Origin of the sequence: Blastococcus carthaginiensis, from assembly GCF_030731085.1 — a bacterium.
Lineage (GTDB): Bacteria > Actinomycetota > Actinomycetes > Mycobacteriales > Geodermatophilaceae > Blastococcus > Blastococcus carthaginiensis.
Genome location: NZ_JASNFN010000035.1, coordinates 13,878 through 37,112, shown reverse-complemented (window position 1 = coordinate 37,112; position 23,235 = coordinate 13,878). Strand labels below are relative to the sequence as shown.

The window sequence follows — 23,235 nt, the reverse complement described above, 5'->3', positions numbered from 1 at the left end:
CCGGATCCCGACCGGCTGCGTCCGCACGGACCCGGTCACGCCCCGTCCTGCCGGTAGACGAGCACCGAGTGGCCGATGCGGACGACGTCGCCGTCGCTGAGCGCCTGGCGGGTGATGCGCCGGCCGTTGACGAGCGTGCCGTTGGTGGACCCCAGGTCCTCCACGGTGGCGACGTCCCCGTCGAGGACGACGTCGACGTGCTTGCGGCTGACACCCGTGTCGGGGATGCGGATGTCGGCCTCGGTGCCGCGGCCGATGACGTTGCGCCCGGTGGACAGCTCGTGGCGCGTGCCGGGGCCGTCGACGACGAGCACGTGCGTCATCGTCGTGCGGGAGCCCGCGCGGCCGACGACGGAGGGATCCTGCTTGCCCGTGTCGGTGGCCATCCGGCCGCGCAGCGGCGGGAGCGGGGGCAGTGGCGGGTGACCGGGCACCGGCGCGGAGGCCATCGGGGGCGCCTCGGCCCGCGCGTGGGGACGCGCCGGGTCGGCGACCTGGGAGCTGACCTCGAAGACGCCGGTGGTCAGCTCGTCGTCCCGCTCGAGGGCGACGGTGACCTTGTCGAAGACCTGGTAGCCCTCGTCCTCGATGTGCTCGGTGACCATGTCGGCGAGCTCGCCGGCCAGCTGGTCGGACCACTGGCCCAGGTGCTCGTAGTCGGTCTCGCCGAGGCGGACCACGTAGACGTTGGGTGCCAGGACCCGGCCCTCGCCGAGGATCGAGCGCTGCTCGTCGGCCTCCCGCTGGAGGGCCTTGGCGATCTCGGCGGGGTGCACCTTGCCCTTGAAGAGACGGGCGAAGGCGAGCCCGACCATGCCTTCGAGCCGGCGCTCGAAGCGCTGCAGCACACCCACAGTCGCTCCTCTGCGCTCGCCGGACGTCCCACTCTGCCATCCGTGATCGTAGCCGGGCCGGGCGCGGCTGACCGCCCAGGAAGGCGCGACGCCCCGCACGTCGTCCTCGTCCGTGCCGCGGCCGTACCCCCTCGGCGGCGGAGGCCCTCGCGGCTGCTACTGTCTTCCCTCGCCAGGGCAAGTGGCGGAATGGCAGACGCGCACGGTTCAGGTCCGTGTGTCCGAAAGGACGTGGGGGTTCAACTCCCCCCTTGCCCACCAGGCAGACGACGAGCGCCGGCCCCCTCAGGGGGCCGGCGCTCGTTGCATTGGGTCGGTCAGGCCGATTCGCCTGCCCCCTGCACGAACGCCGCCGAGTCGTAGTAGGTGCGGACGCCGCTCAGCCGGTCCTCGTCGCCCTCGATGACCGTGATGCCCCGGTAGGTGAACGGCTTGCCGCTGCGCAGCGTGCCGGTCGAGGTCCACTCCAGGGCCGCGCTGGTCTCCCCGATGACGGAGTGGGTGAAGGTTGTCTCCAGGTCGCCGAAGACGTCGCGGTAGTCCTCCCAGAACACCTTCGCGCCGTCCTTGCCCGAGGTCTCGTGGCGCTCGTCGAGCTTGACCAGCTGGGCGTCGTCCCCGGTGATCTCGAGCATCGGCCCGACGTCGCGGTCGCTGTCGAGCGTGTGCAGCGCGGCGGTGAATCGCTCGGTCATCGAGTGCACGGTTCCTCCTGGGACGTCGGCGCGGCGGGGGCTGCCGCGGAGCGGGCCTCGCCCCACCCGTCGCGCTCTACCCCGTCGTGCCCGGCCCACCCGTCGGGCGCCGCGCGCCGCGCTCAGCCGGAGATGCGGCGCCGCGCCCGCTCGCCGAGCCGGCCCATCAGCAGGACGGCGCCCCACGGCACGATCACCCAGAACGGCCAGAAGTAGAGGAACTGGCCCGACGCCAGCGACGTGATGCCCCAGATCAGCAGCACGATCACCGCGGTGCTCGACCACGATCCCCAGGCGGCCTGGTGGACGGCCTGGTGGGTCCCCCCGTACCCCCGGCTGCCGCAGGCCGGCACCGGGTGGGCCGACCGCGCCGGCGCCGGGCGTGGGGCCGGCGCGGGCAGGTCGGTGGTGAGCTCGGCGAGCTCGCCGAAGGTGCGGGCGGCGTAGGCCCGGCCCAGCCGCTCGTCGTACTCGGCGACGGTCAGCCGGCCTTCCGACATCGCGCGGCCGAGGGTGGTGGCGACGGCGGCGCGGTCGGAGTCGGCGGCGCGGAGGTGCGGCTCGGCCACGGTGCTCTCCTCGTTCGGGGACACCAGTCTGGTCCGCGGAGCCCGGCCGGGACTACTGACAGCTGTCACCGGTTCCACGTGGAACCCGTCAGCCCGCGGGCGGCACCGCCCCCGCGGTCAGGTGCCGGCCGATGACCATCCGCTGGATCTGGTTGGTGCCCTCGAAGATCTGCATGACCTTCGCCTCGCGCATGTACCGCTCGGCCGGGTGGTCGCGGGTGTAGCCGGCGCCGCCGAGCACCTGGACGGCGTCGGTCGCCACCTTCATCGCGGCGTCGGTGGCCACGAGCTTGGCGATGCTGGCCTGGCGGGAGAACGGCTTGCCGGCGTCCTTGCGGCGGGCGGCCACGAGGTAGGTGGCGCGGGCGGACTCGACGGCGGCGGCCATGTCGGCCAGCAGGAACTGCACGCCCTGGTGCTCGGCGATCGGGCGGCCGAAGGCCTCCCGCTCCACGGCGTAGGCGACGGCGACGTCGAGGGCCGACTGGGCCAGCCCCACGGCGACGGCGCTGATGCCCAGCCGGCCGGAGTCCAGCGCGCCCAGGGCGATGGCCATGCCGCGGCCGGGCTCGCCCACCAGCCGGTCGGCGGGGATCGGGGCGTCGTCGAGCCGGATCGCCGCGGTCGTGGAGCCGGTCAGCCCCATCTTCTCCTCGGGCTTCGCCGCGCTGAAGCCGGGCAGATCGGGGGTCAGGTGGAAGCAGGAGATCGCGCGTTCCCCGTCCGCCGGGGTGCGCAGGAACGTCGAGTAGAAGTCGGCGTGCCCGCCGTGGGTGACCCAGGCCTTCTCGCCGCTGGCCACCCAGCCGTCGTCGGTGGGGGTGGCGGCGGCACGCATCGCGGCGACGTCGGAGCCGGCGTGCGCCTCCGACAGCGAGTAGGCGCCGATCAGGGTGCCGCCCACCATCTCGGGCAGCAGGTCGCGGCGCTGCGCCTCAGAGCCGAAGTTCGCGATGGGGGAGCAGGCGAGCGTGTGCACGCTGATGCCCAGGGCCACGGTGGCCCAGCGCGCGGCGAGCTCCTCGAGCACCTGCAGGTAGACGGCGTAGGGCTGCCCGCCGCCGCCGACCTCCTCGGGGAACGGCAACCCCATGAGCCCGGCCTCCCCGAGGAGGCGGAAGACCTCGCGGGGGAAGCGCTCCTCGCGCTCGTGGGACGCCGCCTGGGGGGCCAGTTCGGCGTCGGCGATCTCCCGGGTGAGGGCCAGCAGGTCCTCGGCCTCGGGCGTGGGCAGTTCGCGGTCGACCGGCACGGTGCTCCTTCTCGAGGGGGCGTCCAGCGGACGGTACCTCCGGGAGCGGTCGCGGGCCGTTGGCAGGATCGGCGTCCGTGATCATCGAGGCGGCTGCCTGGGACGACCCCGGCGTGCGGCGGCTCACCACCGACCAGCAGACCGAGGTGCGCGCCCGCTACGGCGGCAAGGACGAGCCGGGCACCCACCCCTCCGCCTCCGACGTCGCCGTGGTGCTGCTGGCCCGCGACGACGGCGGGACGGCGGTGGGCTGCGGTGCCCTCCGCGAACTCGGGGACGGCGCGGCCGAGGTCAAGCGCATGTACGTGGTGCCGGCCGCGCGCGGCCGCGGGGTCTCCAAGGCGCTGCTCACCGCGCTGGAGGACGCCGCCCGTGCCCGCGGCTGGACGACGCTGCGGCTGGAGACCGGCCCGCTGCAGCCGGAGGCGATCGGCCTCTACTCGGGCGCCGGCTACCGGCCGATCGGGGCCTTCGGGGACTACGTGGGCGACCCCGACGCGGCCGGCTCGCTGTTCTTCGAGCGGGCCGTCGCCGGGCCGGGCGTCCCTGCTCCGCGCTGACCAGGGACCGCGACCGGGTGTGTGAGGGTGTGCCGACGCGGTCGGGCACCGTCGACCGACCGCCCGCCGAAGGGATCCCCATGCGCATCCGCCCGCTCGCCGTGGCCGCCGTCGCGGCCGCCCTGCCGCTCACGCTCTCCGCCTGCGGCGGCGCGAGCGTCGAGGACTTCTGCGCGCAGTACGAGGCGCTCGACCAGATCCAGTCGGACGAGACCGACCAGGCCAAGGCCGAGCTCGAGGAGCTGGCCGACGTCGTCCCGGACGAGGCCGGGGACGAGGTGCAGGAGGCCGCGGACCTCATGGCCGAGATGTTCCCGGCCGACGGCGACCTGGAGGGCGCGGTGACCAGCGGCGAGCTGGGCGAGGACGGCGCCCAGGAGTTCCTCTCCGCCGCCGGGACCGTCACCGGCTACGGCGACGAGAACTGCGCCTGAGCGCAGCGCACAGGGGTCCCGGGAACGGCCGCCGCCCCCGGCGGGGCCAGCACGGCGACACGTGGGCGGTCCTGTGGGACATCACCACGGGAGTCGAGGCCCTGACACGCCGGCCCCGCACGGTGTTCGCTCGTCTGGTCCGACGCCCCGCATCTCTGCCCACCTGTTGTCGCACCGGCGGCGGGGTGCAGCGCGACGGGCGGCGTGAACCGGATCCGCCGCACCGGACATCAAGGGGTGTGACGACTTCACCGATCGCGGCCGGATCATCACCAACCGTGACCCCGACGGCGATGCACCGGTCCGCCGGTCCACCTACCGAGCCCCCGCGGCTGCGGGCGCTCCCCGACGCCCTCCCCGGCGACGCCGAGCTGATGGCCCGGTCGGTCGACGACCCGGCGGAGTTCGCCCCGCTGTTCGACCGGCACGCCGCGACCGTGCACCGCTACCTGGGCCGCCGCGTGGGCGAGCTCGCCGACGACCTGCTCAGCGAGGTCTTCCTCGTCGCGTTCCGGCGCCGCGCGGCCTACCGTCCCGAGCACGTCGAGGTCCGGCCGTGGCTGCTCGGCATCGCGACCAACGTGGTGCACGGCCACCGGCGCACCGAGCAGCGCCGCTACCGCGCGCTGGCCCGGGCCGCCGCCGAACCCGAGCGGCACGGCGAGGACCCGGGTGAGGCCGCGGACCGGCTGGACGCCCAGGCGATGCGCGGTCCGCTCGCCGCCGCGCTGGCCGGGCTGAAGCCCCGCGACCGCGATGCCTTGCTGCTGCTCGCCTGGGGTCAGCTGGGCTACGAGGAGATCGCCGCCGTCCTCGACGTCCCGGTCGGGACCGTCCGCTCCCGGCTGCACCGCGCCCGCCGCCAGACCCGCGCCGCCCTCGGCGACGTCTCCCCCTTCGCGCCGACCTCCGAGGAGGAGGACCGATGAACGACCTCACGCTGCTCCGCGAGGCGGGCCCCGAGGCGCCGCCGCTGTCCCCCGCCGCCCGCTCGGCCGCCCGCGCCGCGCTGCTCGCCGAGATCGAGGGCCCGGCCCCCCGGCGGCGCCCGCGCAGGGGGCTCGTCGTCCGCACCGGGGTGGCGGCGGTGGCGGTGGCCGCCGCCTGGACCGCCGCGGTCGTCATCGCCGCCCCCGACGGTCCCGGGACGCCGGCCACCAGCGTCACCCTCGTCGACTTCGAGATGCCCACCTTTCCTCTGTCGCTCGAACCCGCTCCCCCGGGGTTGCGGCCGGCCTTCGACGGGGACGGGGACGGGGCCACGATCGCGTCCTACGATGACGCGGCCATGGAGAACGGCTTCACCGTCTACGTCGGGGAAGACGCGCCGGAGAGCACCGGTCAGGGGGACGACGGGGCTCCGGGCTACCAGGAGCTGGACGTCGACGCCGCCTCCCTGGGTGACGACGAGGTGGAGGTGGTGACCTACGAGCGGAACTGGTGCGTCGAGGACACCGCCACCGGTTGCGTGACCGAGCGGCGCCGCTTCGCGTGGCTCAGCTGGGAGCGCCGCGACGACCAGTGGGTTTCCCTCCTGGGCCACGGTGACTACGCCGACGCCGAGCAGCTGCAGGAGGTGGCCGGTTCGCTGGTGGACCGCCCGCAGCCGGCCACGCTCGACGTGGGACTCGCACCGGAGGGGTGGTCGATCCGGGCATACAAGATGGGTCGCGTCCTCACCCTGGTGAACGACGCCTACGAGGCGCAGGAGCTGACCGTCCACATCCCGCTGCCCGAGGACGTCATCCCTGCCGACGAGATCCGGGAGTCGGTCAGCGGACCGATGGGCCCGCAGCTCGACGTGACCGTCAACGGTCGTCCCGCGCAGCTGGTCCGCGTCGACATCGGTTACGTGGTCGACGGTCACCGCTACGAGGGGTGGTATCTGCAGTCGCAATTCGAGGACGGCACCACGTTCGTCTTGCAGGCGCCCGAGGCGTTCACCCAGGAGCAGGTTCTCCAGATGGCCGAGCAGGTGACCTACAACCCCTGACGCCGTACGGATCCGCGCATGCACCGCCCGAGACCCCGGGCGGTGCGTGCGCGGATCCTTGTCGTGCGCCGGTGTGGTGAGCTGACCGCATGCCCGACACCTGGCCCGAGACCGCGCCCACCGAGGTGGAGCTCACCGCGGGCGACGCCGCTCTCGTCGTCGACCTCCGCGGCGGGACGCTGCGCCGGCTGACCGTCGGCTCCTGGGAGGTGCTCGACGGCTACCCGGCCGGGCGGGTGCTCCCCGGCTGGCGCGGCGCGACCCTGGTGCCCTGGCCCAACCGGCTCCGGCACGGCCGGTGGAGCTGGCAGGGCACCGGGCTGCAGCTCGACGTCCGCTCGCCCGAGGAGCCGCACGCGATCCACGGGCTGGTCACCTGGCAGCCCTGGACGGTGCTCGCGGAGGCGGACGGGTCCGTCACGGTCGGGACGACGGTGGAGCCGCAGCCCGGTTACCCGTTCCGGCTCGCCGTCGCGGTCGACCACGTCCTTTCCGCCGACCGGCTCACCAGCACGCTCCGGGTGCGCAACACCGGTGACCGCCCGGCGCCGTTCGGAGCCGGCTTCCACCCCTACCTCTCGGTCGGGGAGGTGGACGACGGCGGGATCGGCGAGGCGGAGCTGACACTGCCGGCGCGCACCGAGCTGGTGCTGGACGGCGGCCTGCCGACGGGGGAGCGACGGCCGTACGACGGCGCCGTCGGCCGGATCGGCGAGTGTGCGCTCGACACCCCGCTCACCGATCTGGAGCGCGACGACGACGGCTGGTGGCACGTCCGGCTGCGGGGGAGCGCCGGCGAGCTGACCGTCTCCGCCGACGCCGCCTGGCCCTGGCTGCAGGTCTACACCGGCGACACCCTCCCCGAGGGCCAGCGGCGGCGCAGCCTCGCCGTCGAGCCGATGACCTGCCCGCCGAACGCGCTCGCCGACGACGTCGACCTGCAGGTGCTCGAGCCGGGCGCGGAGTGGGCCGGCACCTGGTCGCTCGCCTGGACCCCGGCGGCCTGAGATGCGCGTGCGCGAGCTCTGGCGCTACCCGGTGAAGTCGCTGCAGGGCGAGCGGCTGACCGAGGGCGAGGTGGGTCCGCTCGGCATCGAGGGCGACCGCCGCTGGGCGCTCTTCGACCGCGACACCGGTTTCGGCCTGACCGCCCGCCGGGTGCCCGAGCTGCTCTTCGGCGCGGCTCGGCTGCGGCCGGACGGCGGGGTCGAGGTCGTGCTCCCCGACGGCACCACCACCGTCGACGAGGCCGTGCTGTCGGGCTGGCTGGGCCGCCGGGTGGAGCTGCGGGCGGCGCCGGACGACGACGTCGACGTCCCCACCTACGAGTCGGCCGTGGACGAGGACGGGCCCGACCCCGCGGAGTGGCTGCAGTGGGAGGGTGCGCCGGGCCCGTTCCACGACAGCCCGCGGATCCGGCTCTCGCTGGTCTCCACCGGCACGCTCGGCACCTGGGACCGCCGCCGCTTCCGGGCCAACGTCGTCCTCGACGGCGCCGGCGAGGACGCGCTCCGGGGCACGGAGGCCGAGCTGGGCGGGGCGCGGCTGCGCTTCGGCACCGGTATCCCGCGCTGCGTCATGACCACCCGCCCCCAGCCGGGCGGGATCGCCCGCGACACCTCGGTGCTCAAGACCGTGCACCGGGAGCGGGACGGGGTGCTCGCCGTGCGCGCCGCGGTGCTCACCGCGGGCCGGGTCCGGGTCGGTGACGAGCTCCGCCGGACGGCAGACTGAGCCCATGCGCATCGTCGACCTGCGTCCCGGCGAGGACAGCATCCGGCTCGGCCAGCTGCTCAAGCTGGTCGACGCCGTCCCCACCGGCGCCCAGGTCAAGGACGTGCTGCTCGCGGGCGCGGTCTCGGTCAACGGGGAGCCCGAGGAGCGCCGCGGCCGGCAGCTGCGCTCGGGCGACGCCGTCACCATCGAGGGGCACGAGGACGTCCGGATCAAGTAACCGGTTCCACGTGGAACCGCCCCCGGAGGGAGCCGTATGACCGCACCGCTGGCGTCCCGGCTGCGCGGGTTCGGGACGACGATCTTCGCCGAGATGAGCGCGCTCGCCGTCGCCACCGGGTCGGTCAACCTGGGCCAGGGCTTCCCCGACTACCCGGGCCCGCCGGAGGTCCTCGACGTCGCCCGGGCCGCCATCGGCACCGGCGCGGACCAGTACCCGCCCGGCCCCGGCATCCCCGAGCTGCGGGCCGCAGTCGCCGACCACCGGCAGCGCTCCTGCGGCTCGCCCGCCTACGACCCCGACACCGAGGTGCTGGTCACCGCCGGCGCCACCGAGGCGCTGGCCGCCGCGATGCTCGCCCTGCTCGAGCCCGGCGACGAAGTGGTGCTCTTCGAGCCGATCTACGACAGCTACAGCGCCTCGGTCGCGATGGCCGGCGGTGTCATCCGCCCGGTGCCGCTGCACCCGCCGGAGGACGGGGCGGGGCCGTGGACCTTCGACGAGGCCGAGCTGCGCGCCGCGATCACCCCGCGCACCCGGCTGCTGCTGGTCAACTCCCCGCACAACCCCACCGGCACGGTGCTCAGCGGCGAGGAGCTCGCCGTGCTGGCCGAGCTGGCCACGACCCACGACCTCGTGGTCCTCACCGACGAGGTCTACGAGCACCTGGTCTTCGACGGCGCCCGGCACGTCTCCCTGGCCACGCTGCCCGGCATGCGGGAGCGGACGCTCGTCGTCTCCTCCGCGGGCAAGACGTTCAACGTCACCGGCTGGAAGGTGGGCTGGGTCTGCGGCCCGGCGGCGCTGGTGGCCGCCGTCCGCACCGCCAAGCAGTTCCTCACCTACGTCAACGCCGGCCCCTTCCAGCCGGCGGTGGCCGCCGGGCTGCGGCTGCCCGGGGCGTACTTCACCGGGATCGCCCGCGACCTGCAGTACCGGCGGGACGTCCTGGTCGCCGGGCTCCGGGATGCCGGACTGCCGGTGATCAGCCCCCGGGCGACCTACTTCGCCACCGTCGACGTGCGCGGGGTGCAGCCGGACGGCGACGGGCTGGCCTTCTGCCGGGCGCTGCCGGAGCGGGCGGGCGTCGTCGCGATCCCGACCGTGGTCTTCTACACCCCGGAGCACGCCGCCCTGGGGCGGCACCTGGTCCGGTTCGCGTTCTGCAAGAACGACGCCGTGCTCGCCGAGGCGGTCGAGCGGCTGAGGAGGCTGGCATGAGGGTGGCTGCGGTGCAGCACGACATCGTCTGGGAGGACCGCGAGGCCAACTTCGCGCGGCTGGCCCGCCAGGTGGCCCGCGCCGCCGCGGCCGGCGCCGAGCTCGTGCTGCTCACCGAGACGTTCTCGACCGGCTTCTCCATGACGCCGGGCATCGGGGAGCCCGAGGACGGGCCCTCGGCGGCCTTCCTCGCCGCGCAGGCGGCGGAGCACGGCGTGTGGCTGGGCGGCAGCTGCCCGGAGATCGCTCCCGGCGAGGAGCTGCCGTACAACTCGTTCGTCCTGGCCGGGCCGGACGGCACGGCGCACCGGTACCGCAAGCTGCACCCGTTCACCCACGGGGGCGAGCGCGAGCGGTTCCGCGCCGGCGACGGGCCGGTCACGGTCACCGTCGGCGGCCTGCGGATCACCCCGTTCATCTGCTACGACCTGCGCTTCGCCGACGTCTTCTGGCACGCCGCCCTGGAGACCGACCTCTACGTCGTGGTGGCCAACTGGCCGGCCGCCCGGCGGCACCACTGGCAGACCCTGCTGCAGGCCCGGGCGATCGAGAACCAGGCCTACGTGGTCGGGGTGAACCGCGTCGGGACCGCCGGGGACGGCACCGAGCACACCGGGGACAGCCGGATCGTCAGCCCGATGGGCGAGCTCCTGGCAACCGCCGCCGGCGCCGAGACGCTCCTGCTCGCCGACGTCGACGCCGCCGAGGTGGCGGCCACCCGCGACCGGCTGCGGTTCCTCGCCGACCGGCGCGGCTGAGCCGCCCGGCCGGTCAGGAGCGGGGCGCGTCGTCCCGGTCGACGGTGATCTGCTCCCGTAGCACCTGCTCGGTCACCGTCTCCCGGCCCTCGACCACCTCGGTCCGCAGCCGCACCCGCTCGACGGGCACCACCTCGACGCCGAACACCGGCCGCTCGGCGTGCAGCACGATCTCGTCCGGCAGCCCGGTGGTGGGCGTGCCCTCGGGCACCAGCGATTCCTCGACGCCGGCCTCCCCCGCCGTCCCGGTACCCGCCGTCCCGGTGCCCTCCAGCGGCACCTCCTCCACCCGGATCTCCTCGCGTCGGACCGGCACCGTCACCTGCACCTCCTCGGTGACGACGTACTTGACCAGGCGGACCCGCCGGGCGGTGACCTGCTCGGTGCCGACCCGCAGCCGCTCCTCGCTCCGGGTCATGGCGCCGGGGGTGTGCTGCGCGGTCCCGGCGTCGCGCGTCCCGGCGTCCTCGCGTTCGCGGTGGCGGCCTGCCGGCGCCGTCGCCGCCTGCTCCCCGCCCAGGCCGTAGTGGCGGCGCAGCTCGGCCTCGTCCCCCGGGTCGAGGTGGGCGCCCTCCACGGCCGGGGCGCTCGTCACCGCGTCCGCCGTGACGGGCAGGCGCAACCGGCCGTCCTCCCAGGACGCCTCCCGGGCCGGGACGATCGAGTGGCGGGTGCCGAACAGCCCGGTGGTCACCGCCACCCAGGTCGGCTCCCCGGTCCGGTCGTCGACGAAGAAGTGCTCGACGGTGCCCAGCTTGTCGCCGCCGTCGCCGTACGCGGTGCTGCCGATCGCGGCGGTGACCTCGTGCTCGCTCAACATGGCCCGGCTCCCTCCGTGGGGCGCGCCTCGTCGCGCGCCACCACGTCGGGGCTGCCCAGCGGGCGGGCTCGGTGAACATCGGCGGCCGGGCGCTCAGCCGCCGGGCAGCACCAGGTCCACCACGACCGACCGGTGGTCGCTGCCCGCCACGGGGACGAACCGGCAGCCGGCGACGGCGAGCCGCGGGTCCACGAGCACGTGGTCCAGACCCAGCCGCGGCACCGGGGAGCGCAGCGGGCTCCAGGTCCGCACGTGCCCGCGGCCGACGGCGCGCGCGGCGTCCAGGTACCCCCGGCGCAGGACCGCGCGCAGCGCCGCGTGGTCCAGCGTGGCGTTGAAGTCACCCGCCAGGATCCGCAGGACCGCCGGGTCGGGGCCGGGGAGCGCGGCCAGGTCCTCGGCCCACCCGCGGACGGCGGCCGGGGAGGTGGCCGGGGGACGGGTGTGCACCGCGGTCACCTCCACCTCCGGCCCGGGCCCACCCGGGAGCCGCACCGCGGGCTGCTCGAACCCGCCCGGCACCGCGCTCCGGGCGTCCAGCGGCAGGTGGCTCCAGACCGCTCCGGAGGCCGCCGGCTCGCTGCCCGGCCGCGCCGGGACGACGTGGGCGTGCGGCAGCAGCTCGGCCAGCCCGGCGGCGAGCAGCCGCTGCTCGGCCTCGGGGGTGAGCTCCTGCACCGACAAGACGTCGACCTCGTGCCGGCGGACCAGCTCGACGACCGCCTCGGCGGGGACCAGCCCCCGCCGCAGGCTCACCGTGGCGATCCGCAGCCGCCGGCCCGCCGGTGGGGGTGCGACCGCGGGCCGGCCCCGGTGCGAGCGCACCGCCGCGGCGAGCACCGCAGCCGATGCGGCGGCGAGCAGGGAGCCGGTGCGCGACCGGGCCCGCACGGCCACCGCCAACGGCAGCACGGCGGTGCCGGCGGCGTACGGGGTGAAGGCGAGCGCGGGCACCAGGGGGAAGCCCCGCTCGGTCCCCGTGCGGCGCAGCACCGCCCAGACCGCCCACGGGACGGCCGCCGCGACGGCCCACCGGCGGTGGTCGCGGGGCGGGGCCATGCCCGCCACGCTAACCAGGGCACCGGGGAGCTGCCGCCCGGCGGGGTGCCCTACGGTCGGGCGCGTGGTCGCCGAGCAGCTCGAGATCGAGCGCAAGTTCGACGTCGACGGGGAGTTCGCCGTGCCCGCCCTCGACGGGGTCCCCGGCGTCGCGGCCGTCGCCGGGCCGGTGACGCACGAGCTGGCGGCGGTCTACCACGACACCGCGGACCTCCGGCTGGTGCGCACCCGGGTCACGCTGCGCCGCCGCACCGGCGGACCGGACGAGGGCTGGCACCTCAAGCTGCCCGCCGGCGCAGCCCGCCGCGAGCTGCACGCGCCGTTGGCCGACGGCACCGACGTCGCCCCGGCCGAGCTCCTCGACGTGATCGGCGGCCTCCTGGCCGGGGAGGTGCCTGCGCCGGTCGTGACGATGCGCACCCGGCGGGTGGTGACGGCGCTGCGCGACGCGGCGGGCCGGGTGCTGGCCGAGCTGGCCGACGACACGGTCACGGCGACGGTGGCCGCCGGCACCGCCGGAGGAGCACCCGAGGTGCGCAGCTGGCGGGAGCTGGAGGTCGAGCTCGTCGACGGGCCCGAGGCGGTGCTCGCCGCCGTCGGGGAGGTGCTGGTGGCCGCCGGCGCCCGCCCGTCGCCGCGGGCGTCCAAGCTCGCGTTCGCGCTGTCCTCGCGGCTGGGCCGCAGCGGCTGATCCCACCCGGGAACGCCGCACCGCCGTCCGTCGTCCATCCTCTGCACCGGCGCGCACCGTCCGGTCCCGCCGCACCATCCCGTCCGCCGGAGGTCCCCCCCTGTCCCTCATCGGTCTGCTGGGCTTCGGGACCGTCGTCCTGCTGGCCGTGGCGCTGCTGCACGCCTACCTGTGGTTCCGGCTGGTCCGGAGCACCACCGGGCCCGGCCGGCTGCGCCGCCGGCTGACCGCGCTCACCGTGGTCATGGCCGTGCTGCCGGTGGCGGCGCTGCTCTCCCGCGGGCTGCTCCCGATCGAGGCCGCCGCCCCGCTGAGCTGGATCGGCTACAGCTGGCTGGGCATCGCCCTCTACGCCGTGCTAGCGCTGGTCGTCCTGGAACCGGTCCGCCTGCTGGGGAACGCCCTGATCGGGCGCCGGGTGAGTACTCCGGTCCTGCCGAGTGAGGGCCGGAGGCCTTCGCGAGGGCTGGACGCAGCGGCTCCGCACGGGCCGGGAACGGCACCTGGCCGCGGTGCCGTCCGGGAGGACGGCGGTGTGCACCGCGGTGCCGTCCGGGAGGACGGCGGGGTGCACGGCGGTGCGGACGGCGAGGTGCAGACCGAGGTCGTCCCGAGTGGGGGCCGGAGGCCTCCGCGCAGGGACGTCGCAGCGGCTCTGCTCGAGTCGGGGACGGCACCTGGTGGCGGTGCCGTCCGGGAGGACGGCAATGTCATCGACCGGCGGCGCTTCCTGGCCCGGGGTCTGGCGGTGACCGCCGGCGCGGTCGCGCTGGGCACCGCCGGGACGGGCGCGTACTTCGCCAACTCGGCGCCGGTGGTGCGGCGCGTCCCGGTGACCCTGCGCGGGCTGGACCCGGCGCTGGACGGGCTGCGGATCGTCACCTTCTCCGACGGCCACCTGTCGGCGACCTACGGCGGCCGGCGGTTCGAGCGGGTGGTCGAGCTGGTCAACGAGCAGCGCCCCGACGTCGTGGCCATCGTCGGCGACCTGGTCGACGGCGGGGTCGACGAGCTGCGGGAGGACGTCGCCCCGCTGGCGGACCTGGTCAGCGAGCAGGGCGTCTACTTCGTCACCGGCAACCACGAGTACTTCGTCGACACCCAGGCCTGGATGCGGCACCTGCCGACCCTGGGCGTGGACGTGCTCCGCAACGAGCGGGTGGCGATCCGCCGCGGCGGCGCGTCCTTCGACCTCGCCGGGATCGACGACCGGACGGCGGCCGCCTCGGGACTGCCCGGCCACGGCGCGGACCTGGACGCCGCGCTGGACGGCCGGGACGGCAGCACGCCCGTGGTCCTGCTGGCCCACCAGCCGGTGCAGGTGGAGCAGGCCGCGGCCGCCGGGGTGGACCTGCAGCTCTCGGGGCACACCCACGGCGGGCAGCTGTGGCCCTTCGACCACGCCGTGCGGCTGGACCAGCCCGCGGTCGAGGGCTGGTCGCGGCACGGCGACACCCAGCTGTACGTGACCTCGGGGGCCGGGTACTGGGGCCCGCCGATGCGGGTCGGGGCCCGCCCGGAGGTCACGGTCGTGGAGCTCCGGGCCCCCGGGCGCTGACCGGCGTCAGCACGTCCAGCCGCTCCAGCGGACGTCGAGCCGCGTCACGGTGCGGCTGGAGGTCCGGTGACGCGGCTGGACTCCCGTGCGATCGGACCGCGGGCCTCGGCACGGCGATGTCGCACGGCGGGCCGGGAACCGCCCCCCGCGAGTCGCCGTGCTCCGAACCTAGGCCCGGGCGAGTGCGTCGAAGGCGGCCTCGATGCACTCCTCGAGCGTGTGCTCGCCGTCGCCGTCGGCCCAGGTGAGCAGCCCCGTCGTGTAGGCGGCCAGGTAGGCGCTGGCCACCACGAGATCGGCCGGCCGCGGCCGCCCTCCGTCCGCGCATGCCTCGGCGACCATCGTCGCGGTGATCCGGTCGAACTCCCCGGCACGGTGCCGCAGCGAGCTGCTCCCGGCGATGATCTGCCAGCGCGCGTGCAGCTGGTCACGCACCTCGGCCCCGATCCCGGTGAGCGATTCGACCGCCGCCCGGCGGATGCGCACCGCGAGGGGCAGGTGGGCCGGCTGCGCGGCGATGAGCGCGGCCACCTGCGCCGGCGCCATGAGCCGCATCACGACGTGCTCCTTGCTCGGGTAGTGCGCGTAGAAGGTGGGCACCGAGACCCCCGCCGCCGTGGCGAGGCGGCTGACGCTCACCTGGTCGAAGCCCTCGGTCTCGAAGAGCCCCACGGCGGTCTCGAAGATGCGCTGGTGGGTGGCCTCCCACCTGCGCCTCCGCCAGTCCGGTGAGTCGGTCACCCGGTGATCATCGGTCGCCGGTCGGGTCCCTGCCAGCCGCCGCACCGCGGACCGTCACGTTGGTTGCATGATGCACACCGCCGCTCACGGGATGTGACGTCCCATACGACATGACGACCAGACGTCTCCTCGGGCAGTACCTTTGGCCCCGTGGTGAATGCCGGGGCGGGACCGAAGTACCTGTCGGTCCGCGAGCACCTGCGCCGTCGGGTCGCCGCACTGCCCGAGCTCACGCTGCTCCCGCCCGAACCGGTCCTCTGCGCCGAGTACGGGGTCAGCCGCATCACGCTGCGCCGGGCCGTGGACGGGCTGGTCGCCGACGGGCACCTCGTGCGCGAGCAGGGCCGGGGTACCTACGTGACCCGCCCGGCCATCCGGCACGAGTACCGCGAGAGCTTCGTGCACCGCATCGCGGGCTTCAACTCGGTGATGACCGAGCAGGGAGCCCAGGTCGGCACGGCGGTGCTCACCCAGCGGGTCGTGCCGGTGCCGGCGCTCGTGGCCACCGAGCTGAAGCTGGAACCGGCGTCCGACGTCGTGGAGCTGGTGCGGCTGCGCAGCGTCGACGGCACCCCCAACCACGTCGCGCACAGCTTCCTGCCGGCCGACGCCTACCCCGGGGCCGTGGACGCGGACTTCAGCCAGGGCTCGCTCTACGACTACCTGCGCCGGGAGTACTCCGCGGACCTCGCCCACGCCCGCATCGTGGTGGACGTCGGCACCGCCGCCCCCGACGAGGCCGACGCGCTCGGCGTGGTGGCCGGCTCGCCGCTGCTCGTCGTCCGGACGACGGTGCGCGACAGCGGCGGCCGGCCGCAGGTGCACAGCTTCTCCCGGCTGCGGCCGGACGTCAGCCAGGTGGAGTTCGAGGTCTCCGTGGGTGGGCGCTGACGTGCGCACCACCGCGACCGGTGCCCGGGAGGTGCCTCAGCGCCGTGCGGAGGTCTGGCGCGCGCTGGCGGTGCTCGAGCCCTACTGCGCCGTCTGCGACGTCTCCTACGTGCTGGACCGCGCCGGCAGCCCCGGCGTCGGCACCACCTTCGTCTGCGCCCCCGGAGAGCTCGCGGGGGCCGCTCCCCGGGCCGGCGCACCCCGCGGCGAGATCGTGACCTGGGAGCCGCAGTCGCGGGTCGGCACCCGCCTGGAGCTCACGCCCGAGACGTGGACGACGGAGATCGAGCTCACCGACACCGCCGACGGCGGCACGCACGTGTCGATCACCATCGGGCACGAGCCCACCGGTGGGAGCCGGGTGGTCCGCCGGCTGACGCGGAACGCCGTGCGCCGGTTGGTGCAGCGCACCGTCGACGCAGAGCTCGCCAAGGTGCCCGAGCACGTGGCGCAGGCGGCCGGGCGCGGCTGACCGGCGGTGCTGCGCCCGCTCCAGCGGGCCGTGGGCGCGCAGCCGGTGACGGGGCCCGACCACGCTCTCGCGCCACTACCTCCTGCCAGGCCGTGATCGCCACCTCTATCCAGGAAATGACGCATCGCTGCAAAGTGTAGGGGTAGTGGTCACGCCGAGCGCCGGTGTGCGCACCCGGCCCGGACCGGGGTCGCTGCGGCACCGGACGGACGAAGGAGAGCAACTGTGATCTGGGACCTTCTCGGACTGATCGTCATCGGGCTCGTCATCGGTGTGCTGGCTCGGCTGATCACGCCGGGCAAGCAGCACCTCGGCTTCCTGGGCACGATCGCCCTGGGTGTCGTCGGCGCGCTGATCGGCGGGATCATCGCCAGCCTGATCGGCAGCGGGACCATCTTCGAGCTGAACGTGATCGGCTTCGTCGTCGCCGTCGTTGCGGCCGTCCTGCTGGTGGGCGTCGCGGAAGGGATCTCCGGCCGGTCGAAGCGCGGCGCCGTCCGCTGACCGCGCCCCGGGGCGCCGTCGGGCTCAGAGCTCGACGGACTCCCCGGGCGCCAGCCGCGCGTACGGCGTCGGGGTCCCCGGGCCGCGCTCCCCGAGCAACCCGCTCAGCACCCCGAGCCCGGTGTCGTTGAGCAGCCCGTCGTGCACGGCGAACGCCTGGTCGGCGTGCACCTCCCGCACGTAGTCGATGACGTCGGCCGTGCGCGACCACGGCGCGTGCAGCGGCAGCAGCAGCGTCGGGACGGGCGTGCCCGGCACGGTGAAGGCGTCGCCGGGGTGGAACACCTGCTCGTCGACGAGGAAGCCGATGTTGGCCACCCGGGGCAGCTCGGGGTGGATCTCCGCGTGCAGCTCGCCGTGCACCTGCACCTCGAACCCGGCGATCGTCACCGCGTCGCCGGCCCCGACCACGTGCACGCGACTCCCGGCCCCCTCGAGCGCGGCCGCCACGGACCGGTTGGTCCACACCTCCAGCGACGGCGTGGCCTCCAGCGCAGCCCGCAGCCGGTCGGCGACGAAGTGGTCGGCGTGCTCGTGCGTGACCAGCACCGCCGTCGCGCCGTCGAGCGCGACCGGGTCGGTGAACGCGCCGGGGTCGATGACCAGCCGGCGCTCGCCGTCGGAGAGGACCACGCAGGCGTGCCCGTGCTTGGTGAGCTCCATGCCCCGATCCTGCACCCCGCCCCCGGGGCTCACCCCTCGGGGTGAGCAACCCCCCGCAGACCGTCACCTGCGGCCGCCGCGCTGCCGACGTCTTCCGCATGATGCTGCAGACCACCGCGTTCGCCGCCGCCCGCAGCCGCGCCCACGGCCCGACCGCCGCGCTGTGGCACGCCGTGGAGCTGCACCGGCCGCCGGCCGAGGTGGACAGCGCCTGCGAGCTCACCGTCTGCGGCTCGCTGGCCCGGGTCACCCCCGAGCAGCCGTGGCCGCTGCAGGCCCCCGACGTCTGCCCGGCCTGCGCCGCGCTCGCCCGGTGAACCGGTCGCCGACGACGGCGACCCCCTGACGCCCTGCCGCCGGCCCGGACCCGCCCGCCCGGCGGCAGGTGCACGAACCCCGCGGCCCGGCCGCCTCAGCGGCCGGTGAACCGCGGCGCGCGCTTCTCCATGAAGGCCTCGACGGCCTCGCGGTGGTCGGCGGACTGCCCGACCTCCGTCTGCAGCCGCCCCTCCAGCGCCAGCGTCTCCTCCAGGGAGTCGGTGGCCGCGGTGGCCAGCACCGTCTTCACCGCCCGGTACGCGGCGGTCGGCCCCGCGGCCAGCCGGGCCGCCAGCGCCTGCGCCTCCGGCAGCACCTGCTCCGGTGCCACGACGCGGTGCACAAGTCCCCACTCGGCGGCGGTCTCGGCCAGGAAGGGCTCGGGCAGCAGCAGGAGCTCGGCGGCGCGCGAGCCGCCCACGCTGTGCACGAGCCGGGACGCCAGCGCCGAGTCGCTGGAGAGCCCGATGCCGGTGAACGCGGTGGTGAACTTCGCGCCGGCAGCGGCCACCCGCAGGTCACCGGCGAGGGCCAGGCCCAGCCCCGCCCCGGCGCAGGCGCCGTTGATGCCCACGACGACCGGCACCCGCAGGCCGGCCAGCGCCAGCACCAGCGGGTTGTACTCCCGCTCCACCACCGACAGCGGGGCCTCGGCGCCCCCCTGCATCTCCGCCAGGTGCTCGCCCAGGTCCTGCCCGACGCAGAAGGCGCGCCCGGTGCCGGTGAGGAGCACCGCGCGCACCGAGTCGTCCGCCGCGACGTCGCGCACCGCGGCCAGCAGGTCGGCGCGGGAGGCGTGGGTCAGGCCCGGGCGCAGCAGGGTGAGGGTCGCGACGCCGTCGGCGTCCTCCCGGGTCACGGTGTCGGGCATCGGCGCCCCGCCTTCCGGTCGCGGTCGGCCGCACGGCGCGGCCCTGTCGGCGATCACCTTGCCAGGCGGGGGCGCGCCCGCGTGCGGGGCCGGCCTCGCCATGCGGCCGTGGGGGGCGGGGGGGGGGGGGGGGGGGGGGGGCGCCCCCCCGTCCTCGCGGTGTGCGGCGAGGAGGGGCGCACACCGCGAGGACGACGACGGTCGCTCCCCGAGGACGACGGCCGTTCGTGCCCCTGTCCGCGTGCGGCGGCGGGCGTGTAGCCCTCCGTGCGCGAACTGCAACCGGCGCGCCGGTGTGGCGGGTGGGGTAGAAGGGGCGTGAGGGGGCATCCTCGGCGGTGGTGGACGATGACCCAGTTGCGCGGCGCCACGGCCCGTGCGCAGGGCCGGACGGACGAGGAGTGACCCCCGTGGTGGAACCAGGACGCAGGCGCCTGGGGAACCGCTACGAACTGCAGCAGCTCATCGCCGCCGGCGGCATGGGGCAGGTCTGGCGCGGGCACGACGCCGCCCTGCACCGCCCGGTCGCGGTGAAGGTCCTGCGCAGCGAGTACACCGGCGACCCGACCTTCGTCGCCCGCTTCCGGGCCGAGGCCCAGCACGCCGCCGGGCTCAACCACCCCGGCATCGCCGCCGTCTACGACTACGGCGAGGAGACCGCCCGCGACGGCTCGGGGGAGACGCTCGCCTACCTGGTGATGGAGCTCGTGGAGGGCGAGCCGCTGTCGGCACTGCTGCGCCGGGAGGGGCGGCTGGACCCGGAGACGACGCTGTCGCTGCTCGGGCAGACCGCCGCCGCCCTGGCCGAGGCGCACCGCAGCGGGCTGGTGCACCGCGACGTCAAGCCCGGCAACATCCTGGTCCGCCCCGACGGCGCCGTGAAGATCACCGATTTCGGCATCGCCTGGTCGGCGCGCGGCGTCGCCCTCACCCGCACCGGCCAGGTCATCGGCACGCCGCAGTACCTCTCCCCCGAGCAGGCCGAGGGGCGGCACGCCACGCCGGCCAGCGACGTCTACGCCCTCGGGCTGATCGGCTACGAGTGCCTCACCGGGCACCCGGCGTTCGAGGGCGACAACGCCGTCACCATCGCGCTCAAGCAGGTCCAGCAGGACCCCGAACCGCTGCCCGGCGAGCTGCCCCCCGGCGTCCGGACGCTGATCGGCCGCGCGCTGGTCAAGGACCCCGGCGCGCGGTTCCCCGACGGCGCCAGCTTCGCCGCCGCCGTGGCCGAGGTGCGGGCCGGTCGCCGTCCCGACCCGGGCACGGTGGCCGTGGACGCCGTGCCGCGGCGGCGTCGCTCGGCACCCGCCCGTCCCGCGGGCGCGTCCTCCCCGGCGCGGCGCCCCGGTGCCGGAGCGGCCCGCCCGCCGGTCCCGCGGCGGCGCGGCCGGCTGGCGGTCGTGCTGCTGCCCCTCATCGGGTTGCTGGCCGGTGCCGCGATCACCGCCACCCTGCTGCAGGCGCTCACCCAGGGCGGGACGCCGAGCACCGCCGCCGCGGCCGGGGAGCGGATCGACGGCAGCATCGTGCTCGAGGAGGCGGACTTCGTGGGCCGGCCGGTGGGCGAGGTGGCCGAGCGGCTGGCGGACCTCGGGCTGACCGTCACCGTCCGCGCCGAGGTGCGCGACGACGTCGCCCCCGACCGGGTCACCGGGGTCGAGCCGGCCGGTCGCCCGCTGCGCGCCGGGGACCGCGTGGTCGTCCGCTACGCCGCCGCCACCGAGCAGCGGGACCGCCCGCGGGCGCCGGCGGTGACCGGCGCCGCCGTCGACCGCGCGGGGGTCTCCAGCGCCGCGCCGACCACCGAAACCCGCGCGCCCACGACCGGCGCGGACACGGACACCGGCACCGGCACCGGCACCGGCACCGGCACCGGCACCGGCACCGGCACCGGCACCGGCACCGGCCCCGGCACGGCCACGGATGGGAGCACTGACGCCGGCACCTCCACGGCCACCACGACGCCCAGCCTCCCGGCGACCCCCACCCCGACCACCGGGGCGGGCCCGGAGCGGACCACCACGCCCACGACGACGACCGCGCCCAGCACGACCAGCGCCACCCCCACCACGGACTCGTCGAGCCCCGCCACGGAGCAGTGACCTCCGCCCACCGGCCGTCGTCGAGCCTGCTCGGTGGCCGCTACGAGCTGCGGTCGCTGCTCGCGTCCGGGGGCATGGGGCAGGTCTGGCGGGGCCGCGACGTCGTCCTGCAGCGGGCCGTCGCGGTCAAGGTGCTGCGCAGCGAGTACACCGGCAACGCCACCTTCCTCGCGCGGTTCCGGGCGGAGGCGCAGCACACCGCAGCGCTGACGCACCGCAACATCGCCGCGCTCTTCGACTACGGCGAGTCCACCGCCGCCGACGGCGAGGCCCTGGCCTACCTCGTCATGGAGCTGGTCGAGGGGGAGTCGCTGGCCCAGGTGCTGGCCCGGGAGGGGCGGCTCGGGGTCGACCGGACGCTCGACGTGCTCCACCAGACGGCGGCCGCCCTGGCGGCGGCGCACGCCGCCGGGCTGGTGCACCGGGACGTGAAGCCGGGCAACGTGCTGGTCGGCGACGACGGCACGGTGAAGATCACCGACTTCGGCATCGCGTGGTCCGCCGCCAGCGCGCCGCTCACCCAGACCGGCCAGGTCGTCGGCACCGCTCACTACCTCTCCCCGGAGCAGGCCGGGGGCAGCAAGGCGGGGCCGGCCAGCGACGTCTACGCGCTGGGCATGATCGGCTACGAGTGCCTCGCCGGGCACCGCGCCTTCGACGGCGAGAACTCGGTGCAGATCGCGCTGCGCCAGCTCCGGGACGAGCCGCCGCCGCTGCCCGCCGACGTCCCGGATCAGGTGCGCACCCTCGTCGACCGCGCTTTGCTCAAGGACCCGGCCGAGCGCTTCCCCGACGGGGCCGCCTTCCGGGACGCCGTCGACGACGTCCGCGCCGGCCGGCTGCTGCCGCCGGTGGCCCGGCCGGCCGGCACCCGGCTGCTCGACGTCCCGGCGCCCGCGTCGCGCGCGCTACGCCTGCGCCTGCTCGCGCCGCTGGTGGCCCTCGTCGTCGGTGTGGGCCTGGGCATCGCCGCCCTGCAGGTGTGGGGGGACGCCCCGGCCGATCCCGGTGGCGGCACCAGCGAGGCCCCGGAGCCCGTGGTGCTCGCGGCCGGCGACTTCGTCGGCCGCCCGGTGGCCGAGGTGGAGGCCGAACTGGCCGCTGCCGGCCTGGGCGTGGAGCTCGTCGGCCGGGAGAGCGCCGCCGTCCCCCCCGACCACGTGCTGGAGCTCGCGCCGGTGGGCGCCGTCGCCCCCGGCACCGTCGTGACCGTCACCTACGCGATCGCGCCCCCGGACCCGGCGCCGGAGCCCGTCCCCGCCCCGGTCGCGCCCGCGCCGGAACAGCCCGCGGCCCCCGCCCCGGTGCCGGTCGGGGACGACGACGGGGACGAGGGGGAGGACGGCGACGAGGCGGAGGAGGACGACCCGCCCGGGAGCGGCCGCGGGAACGGCAACGGCGGCGGGAGCGGCAACGGAAACGGGAACGGCAACGGGAACGGCAACGGCCGGGGCCGCGGCTGACCGGCGGGTCACCCGCGGGACGGTGCCCCGCCCTCCGTGGACCGGTCCTCGCGGCCGGTGGCCAGCCACAGCGCCCCGCCGAGGGCGCCGAGCGCGGCGGTGAGCAGGAAGCCCCGGTCGGTCCCGGCGCCGGGCAGCACGACCAGCATCCAGAAGACCGCCAGGCCGGTCAGCCCTCCCGCGGCGATCCGCCACCCCGTCCGGGCGCCCAGCCGCCGGCCGGCGCCGAGCGCCCCGGCGAACGCGGCCAGCCCCAGCAGGGTGCAGGCGGTGGCGAAGGCCGACCACAGCGGGATGGCCGACCACGCCGACTCCGTGCCGAAGCGCAGCGACAGGCCGAGCTCCAGGAGCACCAGGGCGAGCGCCACCAGGCCGGCGCCGACCAGCGGGGTGCGGTCCCGCCGGGCACGCGGCTGCTCCGCGGGACCGTCGGCCGCGGCCGGGGGAGCGGCCGGTGCCCCCAGGCCCGGCAGGCCGGGCACGAAGTCGACCGGGCCCGTCGGCTGGGCGGCGCCGGTGGGCGCCGGAACCGGGCCGGGCTGCACCGCGGTCGAGCCGCCCGGAGCCGTGGCCGGGCCGGCCTGCGCCGCGGGCGGGCGGACCGGCGCCGAGGGCGGCGGGAGCTGCTGCACTGTCGTCGGGCCGCCGGAGGCCGGTGCGGGCACCGGGATCTCCTGGGTCGACGACTGCGCGGGGCCCGCGCCGGTCGTGGGGGTCTGCTGCTCGGACGGCGTGCTCACGGGTGCCTCCAGGTCGGGCTCCGGCGGGACCACCGGTCGACGGCGGTGC

Annotated in this window: 27 protein-coding genes and 1 tRNA gene; 18 read left to right on the top strand and 10 right to left on the bottom strand. The window is 76.1% G+C overall.

Going from position 1 to position 23,235, the window contains the following annotated elements:
* Positions 1 to 35: 35 nt before the first annotated feature.
* Positions 36 to 854, bottom strand: coding sequence for a DUF3662 and FHA domain-containing protein (locus QOZ88_RS20570; protein WP_306001568.1), 819 nt, complete (start codon positions 852 to 854; stop codon positions 36 to 38).
* Positions 855 to 1,029: 175 nt separating this feature from the next.
* Here QOZ88_RS20570 and QOZ88_RS20565 point away from each other — a divergent pair.
* Positions 1,030 to 1,115: transfer RNA gene (locus QOZ88_RS20565), tRNA-Leu, on the top strand.
* A 56-nt stretch (positions 1,116 to 1,171) separates the two neighbouring features.
* Here QOZ88_RS20565 and QOZ88_RS20560 read toward each other — a convergent pair.
* The 3 genes from QOZ88_RS20560 to QOZ88_RS20550 all read right to left on the bottom strand — a co-directional run bounded on the left by QOZ88_RS20560 (position 1,172) and on the right by QOZ88_RS20550 (position 3,370).
* Complete coding sequence (locus tag QOZ88_RS20560) at positions 1,172 to 1,549, bottom strand: nuclear transport factor 2 family protein (protein WP_306001567.1); 378 nt, start codon at positions 1,547 to 1,549, stop codon at positions 1,172 to 1,174.
* Positions 1,550 to 1,671: 122 nt separating this feature from the next.
* Positions 1,672 to 2,118: a DUF1707 SHOCT-like domain-containing protein gene (locus QOZ88_RS20555; RefSeq protein ID WP_306001566.1), complete on the bottom strand. Its 447-nt coding sequence runs from the start codon at positions 2,116 to 2,118 to the stop codon at positions 1,672 to 1,674.
* 88 nt (positions 2,119 to 2,206) lie between these two features.
* The gene (locus QOZ88_RS20550) at positions 2,207 to 3,370 is read right to left on the bottom strand and encodes an acyl-CoA dehydrogenase family protein (RefSeq protein ID WP_306001565.1); all 1,164 of its coding nucleotides are present in this window, start codon (positions 3,368 to 3,370) and stop codon (positions 2,207 to 2,209) included.
* 77 nt (positions 3,371 to 3,447) lie between these two features.
* On the opposite strand from QOZ88_RS20550, the gene QOZ88_RS20545 reads away from it, so the two are divergent.
* The 9 genes from QOZ88_RS20545 (at position 3,448) to QOZ88_RS20505 (ending at position 10,290) form a co-directional block, all read left to right on the top strand.
* The gene (locus tag QOZ88_RS20545; protein WP_306001564.1) at positions 3,448 to 3,930 is read left to right on the top strand and encodes a GNAT family N-acetyltransferase; all 483 of its coding nucleotides are present in this window, start codon (positions 3,448 to 3,450) and stop codon (positions 3,928 to 3,930) included.
* 80 nt (positions 3,931 to 4,010) lie between these two features.
* Positions 4,011 to 4,364 (top strand): hypothetical protein, encoded by a 354-nt coding sequence (locus QOZ88_RS20540; protein WP_306001563.1) that lies wholly within the window; start codon positions 4,011 to 4,013, stop codon positions 4,362 to 4,364.
* Positions 4,365 to 4,642: 278 nt separating this feature from the next.
* Positions 4,643 to 5,293 carry an RNA polymerase sigma factor gene (locus QOZ88_RS20535; RefSeq protein WP_306001562.1) on the top strand — a complete coding sequence of 217 codons (651 nt, stop codon included), beginning with the start codon at positions 4,643 to 4,645 and terminating at the stop codon, positions 5,291 to 5,293.
* Positions 5,290 to 6,357 carry a hypothetical protein gene (locus QOZ88_RS20530; RefSeq protein ID WP_306001561.1) on the top strand — a complete coding sequence of 356 codons (1,068 nt, stop codon included), beginning with the start codon at positions 5,290 to 5,292 and terminating at the stop codon, positions 6,355 to 6,357. Before QOZ88_RS20535 ends, QOZ88_RS20530 begins: the two co-directional genes overlap by 4 nt.
* Positions 6,358 to 6,446: 89 nt before the next feature.
* Entirely contained in the window at positions 6,447 to 7,364 is a 918-nt protein-coding gene (locus QOZ88_RS20525; RefSeq protein ID WP_306001560.1) for an aldose 1-epimerase family protein, read from the top strand.
* Position 7,365: 1 nt separating this feature from the next.
* The gene (locus QOZ88_RS20520) at positions 7,366 to 8,091 is read left to right on the top strand and encodes an MOSC domain-containing protein (RefSeq protein ID WP_306001559.1); all 726 of its coding nucleotides are present in this window, start codon (positions 7,366 to 7,368) and stop codon (positions 8,089 to 8,091) included.
* Between the two features lie 4 nt (positions 8,092 to 8,095).
* On the top strand, positions 8,096 to 8,311 hold the full coding sequence (locus tag QOZ88_RS20515) for an RNA-binding S4 domain-containing protein (protein WP_306001558.1): 216 nt from the start codon (positions 8,096 to 8,098) through the stop codon (positions 8,309 to 8,311).
* A gap of 36 nt (positions 8,312 to 8,347) precedes the next feature.
* Positions 8,348 to 9,532, top strand: a complete 1,185-nt coding sequence (locus tag QOZ88_RS20510) for a pyridoxal phosphate-dependent aminotransferase (protein WP_306001557.1) — start codon at positions 8,348 to 8,350, stop codon at positions 9,530 to 9,532.
* Positions 9,529 to 10,290, top strand: coding sequence for a nitrilase-related carbon-nitrogen hydrolase (locus QOZ88_RS20505; protein WP_306001556.1), 762 nt, complete (start codon positions 9,529 to 9,531; stop codon positions 10,288 to 10,290). Before QOZ88_RS20510 ends, QOZ88_RS20505 begins: the two co-directional genes overlap by 4 nt.
* A gap of 13 nt (positions 10,291 to 10,303) precedes the next feature.
* On the opposite strand, the gene QOZ88_RS20500 is transcribed toward QOZ88_RS20505, so the two are convergent.
* Positions 10,304 to 11,110 (bottom strand): DUF2382 domain-containing protein, encoded by an 807-nt coding sequence (locus QOZ88_RS20500; RefSeq protein WP_306001555.1) that lies wholly within the window; start codon positions 11,108 to 11,110, stop codon positions 10,304 to 10,306.
* Positions 11,111 to 11,203: 93 nt separating this feature from the next.
* Positions 11,204 to 12,169, bottom strand: coding sequence for an endonuclease/exonuclease/phosphatase family protein (locus QOZ88_RS20495; RefSeq protein ID WP_306001554.1), 966 nt, complete (start codon positions 12,167 to 12,169; stop codon positions 11,204 to 11,206).
* A gap of 64 nt (positions 12,170 to 12,233) precedes the next feature.
* On the opposite strand from QOZ88_RS20495, the gene QOZ88_RS20490 reads away from it, so the two are divergent.
* Both QOZ88_RS20490 and QOZ88_RS20485 read left to right on the top strand, forming a co-directional pair.
* Entirely contained in the window at positions 12,234 to 12,860 is a 627-nt protein-coding gene (locus tag QOZ88_RS20490; RefSeq protein ID WP_306001553.1) for a CYTH domain-containing protein, read from the top strand.
* 148 nt (positions 12,861 to 13,008) lie between these two features.
* Positions 13,009 to 14,418 (top strand): metallophosphoesterase, encoded by a 1,410-nt coding sequence (locus QOZ88_RS20485; protein ID WP_306001552.1) that lies wholly within the window; start codon positions 13,009 to 13,011, stop codon positions 14,416 to 14,418.
* Positions 14,419 to 14,586: 168 nt separating this feature from the next.
* Here QOZ88_RS20485 and QOZ88_RS20480 read toward each other — a convergent pair whose 3' ends face one another.
* The gene (locus QOZ88_RS20480) at positions 14,587 to 15,159 is read right to left on the bottom strand and encodes a TetR/AcrR family transcriptional regulator (RefSeq protein ID WP_306001551.1); all 573 of its coding nucleotides are present in this window, start codon (positions 15,157 to 15,159) and stop codon (positions 14,587 to 14,589) included.
* A 150-nt stretch (positions 15,160 to 15,309) separates the two neighbouring features.
* Between QOZ88_RS20480 and QOZ88_RS20475 the strand changes: the two genes are divergently transcribed.
* From QOZ88_RS20475 to QOZ88_RS20465, 3 genes are all read left to right on the top strand, one after another.
* On the top strand, positions 15,310 to 16,050 hold the full coding sequence (locus QOZ88_RS20475; protein WP_306001550.1) for a GntR family transcriptional regulator: 741 nt from the start codon (positions 15,310 to 15,312) through the stop codon (positions 16,048 to 16,050).
* Entirely contained in the window at positions 16,040 to 16,522 is a 483-nt protein-coding gene (locus QOZ88_RS20470) for an SRPBCC family protein (RefSeq protein WP_306001549.1), read from the top strand. The genes QOZ88_RS20475 and QOZ88_RS20470 overlap by 11 nt, the downstream gene beginning before the upstream one ends.
* 225 nt (positions 16,523 to 16,747) lie before the next feature.
* Positions 16,748 to 17,026, top strand: coding sequence for a GlsB/YeaQ/YmgE family stress response membrane protein (locus QOZ88_RS20465; protein WP_244523971.1), 279 nt, complete (start codon positions 16,748 to 16,750; stop codon positions 17,024 to 17,026).
* 24 nt (positions 17,027 to 17,050) lie between these two features.
* On the opposite strand, the gene QOZ88_RS20460 is transcribed toward QOZ88_RS20465, so the two are convergent.
* Complete coding sequence (locus tag QOZ88_RS20460; RefSeq protein WP_306001548.1) at positions 17,051 to 17,689, bottom strand: MBL fold metallo-hydrolase; 639 nt, start codon at positions 17,687 to 17,689, stop codon at positions 17,051 to 17,053.
* A gap of 41 nt (positions 17,690 to 17,730) precedes the next feature.
* Between QOZ88_RS20460 and QOZ88_RS20455 the strand changes: the two genes are divergently transcribed.
* Positions 17,731 to 18,006 (top strand): hypothetical protein, encoded by a 276-nt coding sequence (locus QOZ88_RS20455; protein WP_306001547.1) that lies wholly within the window; start codon positions 17,731 to 17,733, stop codon positions 18,004 to 18,006.
* A gap of 95 nt (positions 18,007 to 18,101) precedes the next feature.
* Here QOZ88_RS20455 and QOZ88_RS20450 read toward each other — a convergent pair whose 3' ends face one another.
* Entirely contained in the window at positions 18,102 to 18,878 is a 777-nt protein-coding gene (locus tag QOZ88_RS20450) for an enoyl-CoA hydratase-related protein (protein ID WP_306001546.1), read from the bottom strand.
* A gap of 410 nt (positions 18,879 to 19,288) precedes the next feature.
* On the opposite strand from QOZ88_RS20450, the gene QOZ88_RS20445 reads away from it, so the two are divergent.
* Positions 19,289 to 20,983 carry a protein kinase domain-containing protein gene (locus QOZ88_RS20445; protein WP_306001545.1) on the top strand — a complete coding sequence of 565 codons (1,695 nt, stop codon included), beginning with the start codon at positions 19,289 to 19,291 and terminating at the stop codon, positions 20,981 to 20,983.
* Positions 20,980 to 22,446 (top strand): serine/threonine-protein kinase, encoded by a 1,467-nt coding sequence (locus tag QOZ88_RS20440; protein ID WP_306001544.1) that lies wholly within the window; start codon positions 20,980 to 20,982, stop codon positions 22,444 to 22,446. The genes QOZ88_RS20445 and QOZ88_RS20440 overlap by 4 nt, the downstream gene beginning before the upstream one ends.
* Before the next feature lie 8 nt (positions 22,447 to 22,454).
* Here the strand turns inward: QOZ88_RS20440 and QOZ88_RS20435 are convergent, their stop codons facing one another.
* On the bottom strand, positions 22,455 to 23,186 hold the full coding sequence (locus QOZ88_RS20435; RefSeq protein ID WP_306001543.1) for a hypothetical protein: 732 nt from the start codon (positions 23,184 to 23,186) through the stop codon (positions 22,455 to 22,457).
* Positions 23,187 to 23,235: the final 49 nt, after the last annotated feature.

Bases quoted from the DNA above. Each gene is read 5' to 3' on its own strand.
- QOZ88_RS20560 (WP_306001567.1), bottom strand. From the start codon at position 1,549: ATGACCGAGCGATTCACCGCCGCGCTGCACACGCTCGACAGCGACCGC.
- QOZ88_RS20540 (WP_306001563.1), top strand. From the start codon at position 4,011: ATGCGCATCCGCCCGCTCGCCGTGGCCGCCGTCGCGGCCGCCCTGCCG.
- QOZ88_RS20530 (WP_306001561.1), top strand. From the start codon at position 5,290: ATGAACGACCTCACGCTGCTCCGCGAGGCGGGCCCCGAGGCGCCGCCG.
- QOZ88_RS20525 (WP_306001560.1), top strand. From the start codon at position 6,447: ATGCCCGACACCTGGCCCGAGACCGCGCCCACCGAGGTGGAGCTCACC.
- QOZ88_RS20520 (WP_306001559.1), top strand. From the start codon at position 7,366: ATGCGCGTGCGCGAGCTCTGGCGCTACCCGGTGAAGTCGCTGCAGGGC.
- QOZ88_RS20515 (WP_306001558.1), top strand. From the start codon at position 8,096: ATGCGCATCGTCGACCTGCGTCCCGGCGAGGACAGCATCCGGCTCGGC.
- QOZ88_RS20510 (WP_306001557.1), top strand. From the start codon at position 8,348: ATGACCGCACCGCTGGCGTCCCGGCTGCGCGGGTTCGGGACGACGATC.
- QOZ88_RS20505 (WP_306001556.1), top strand. From the start codon at position 9,529: ATGAGGGTGGCTGCGGTGCAGCACGACATCGTCTGGGAGGACCGCGAG.
- QOZ88_RS20500 (WP_306001555.1), bottom strand. From the start codon at position 11,110: ATGTTGAGCGAGCACGAGGTCACCGCCGCGATCGGCAGCACCGCGTAC.
- QOZ88_RS20495 (WP_306001554.1), bottom strand. From the start codon at position 12,169: ATGGCCCCGCCCCGCGACCACCGCCGGTGGGCCGTCGCGGCGGCCGTC.
- QOZ88_RS20460 (WP_306001548.1), bottom strand. From the start codon at position 17,689: ATGGAGCTCACCAAGCACGGGCACGCCTGCGTGGTCCTCTCCGACGGC.
- QOZ88_RS20450 (WP_306001546.1), bottom strand. From the start codon at position 18,878: ATGCCCGACACCGTGACCCGGGAGGACGCCGACGGCGTCGCGACCCTC.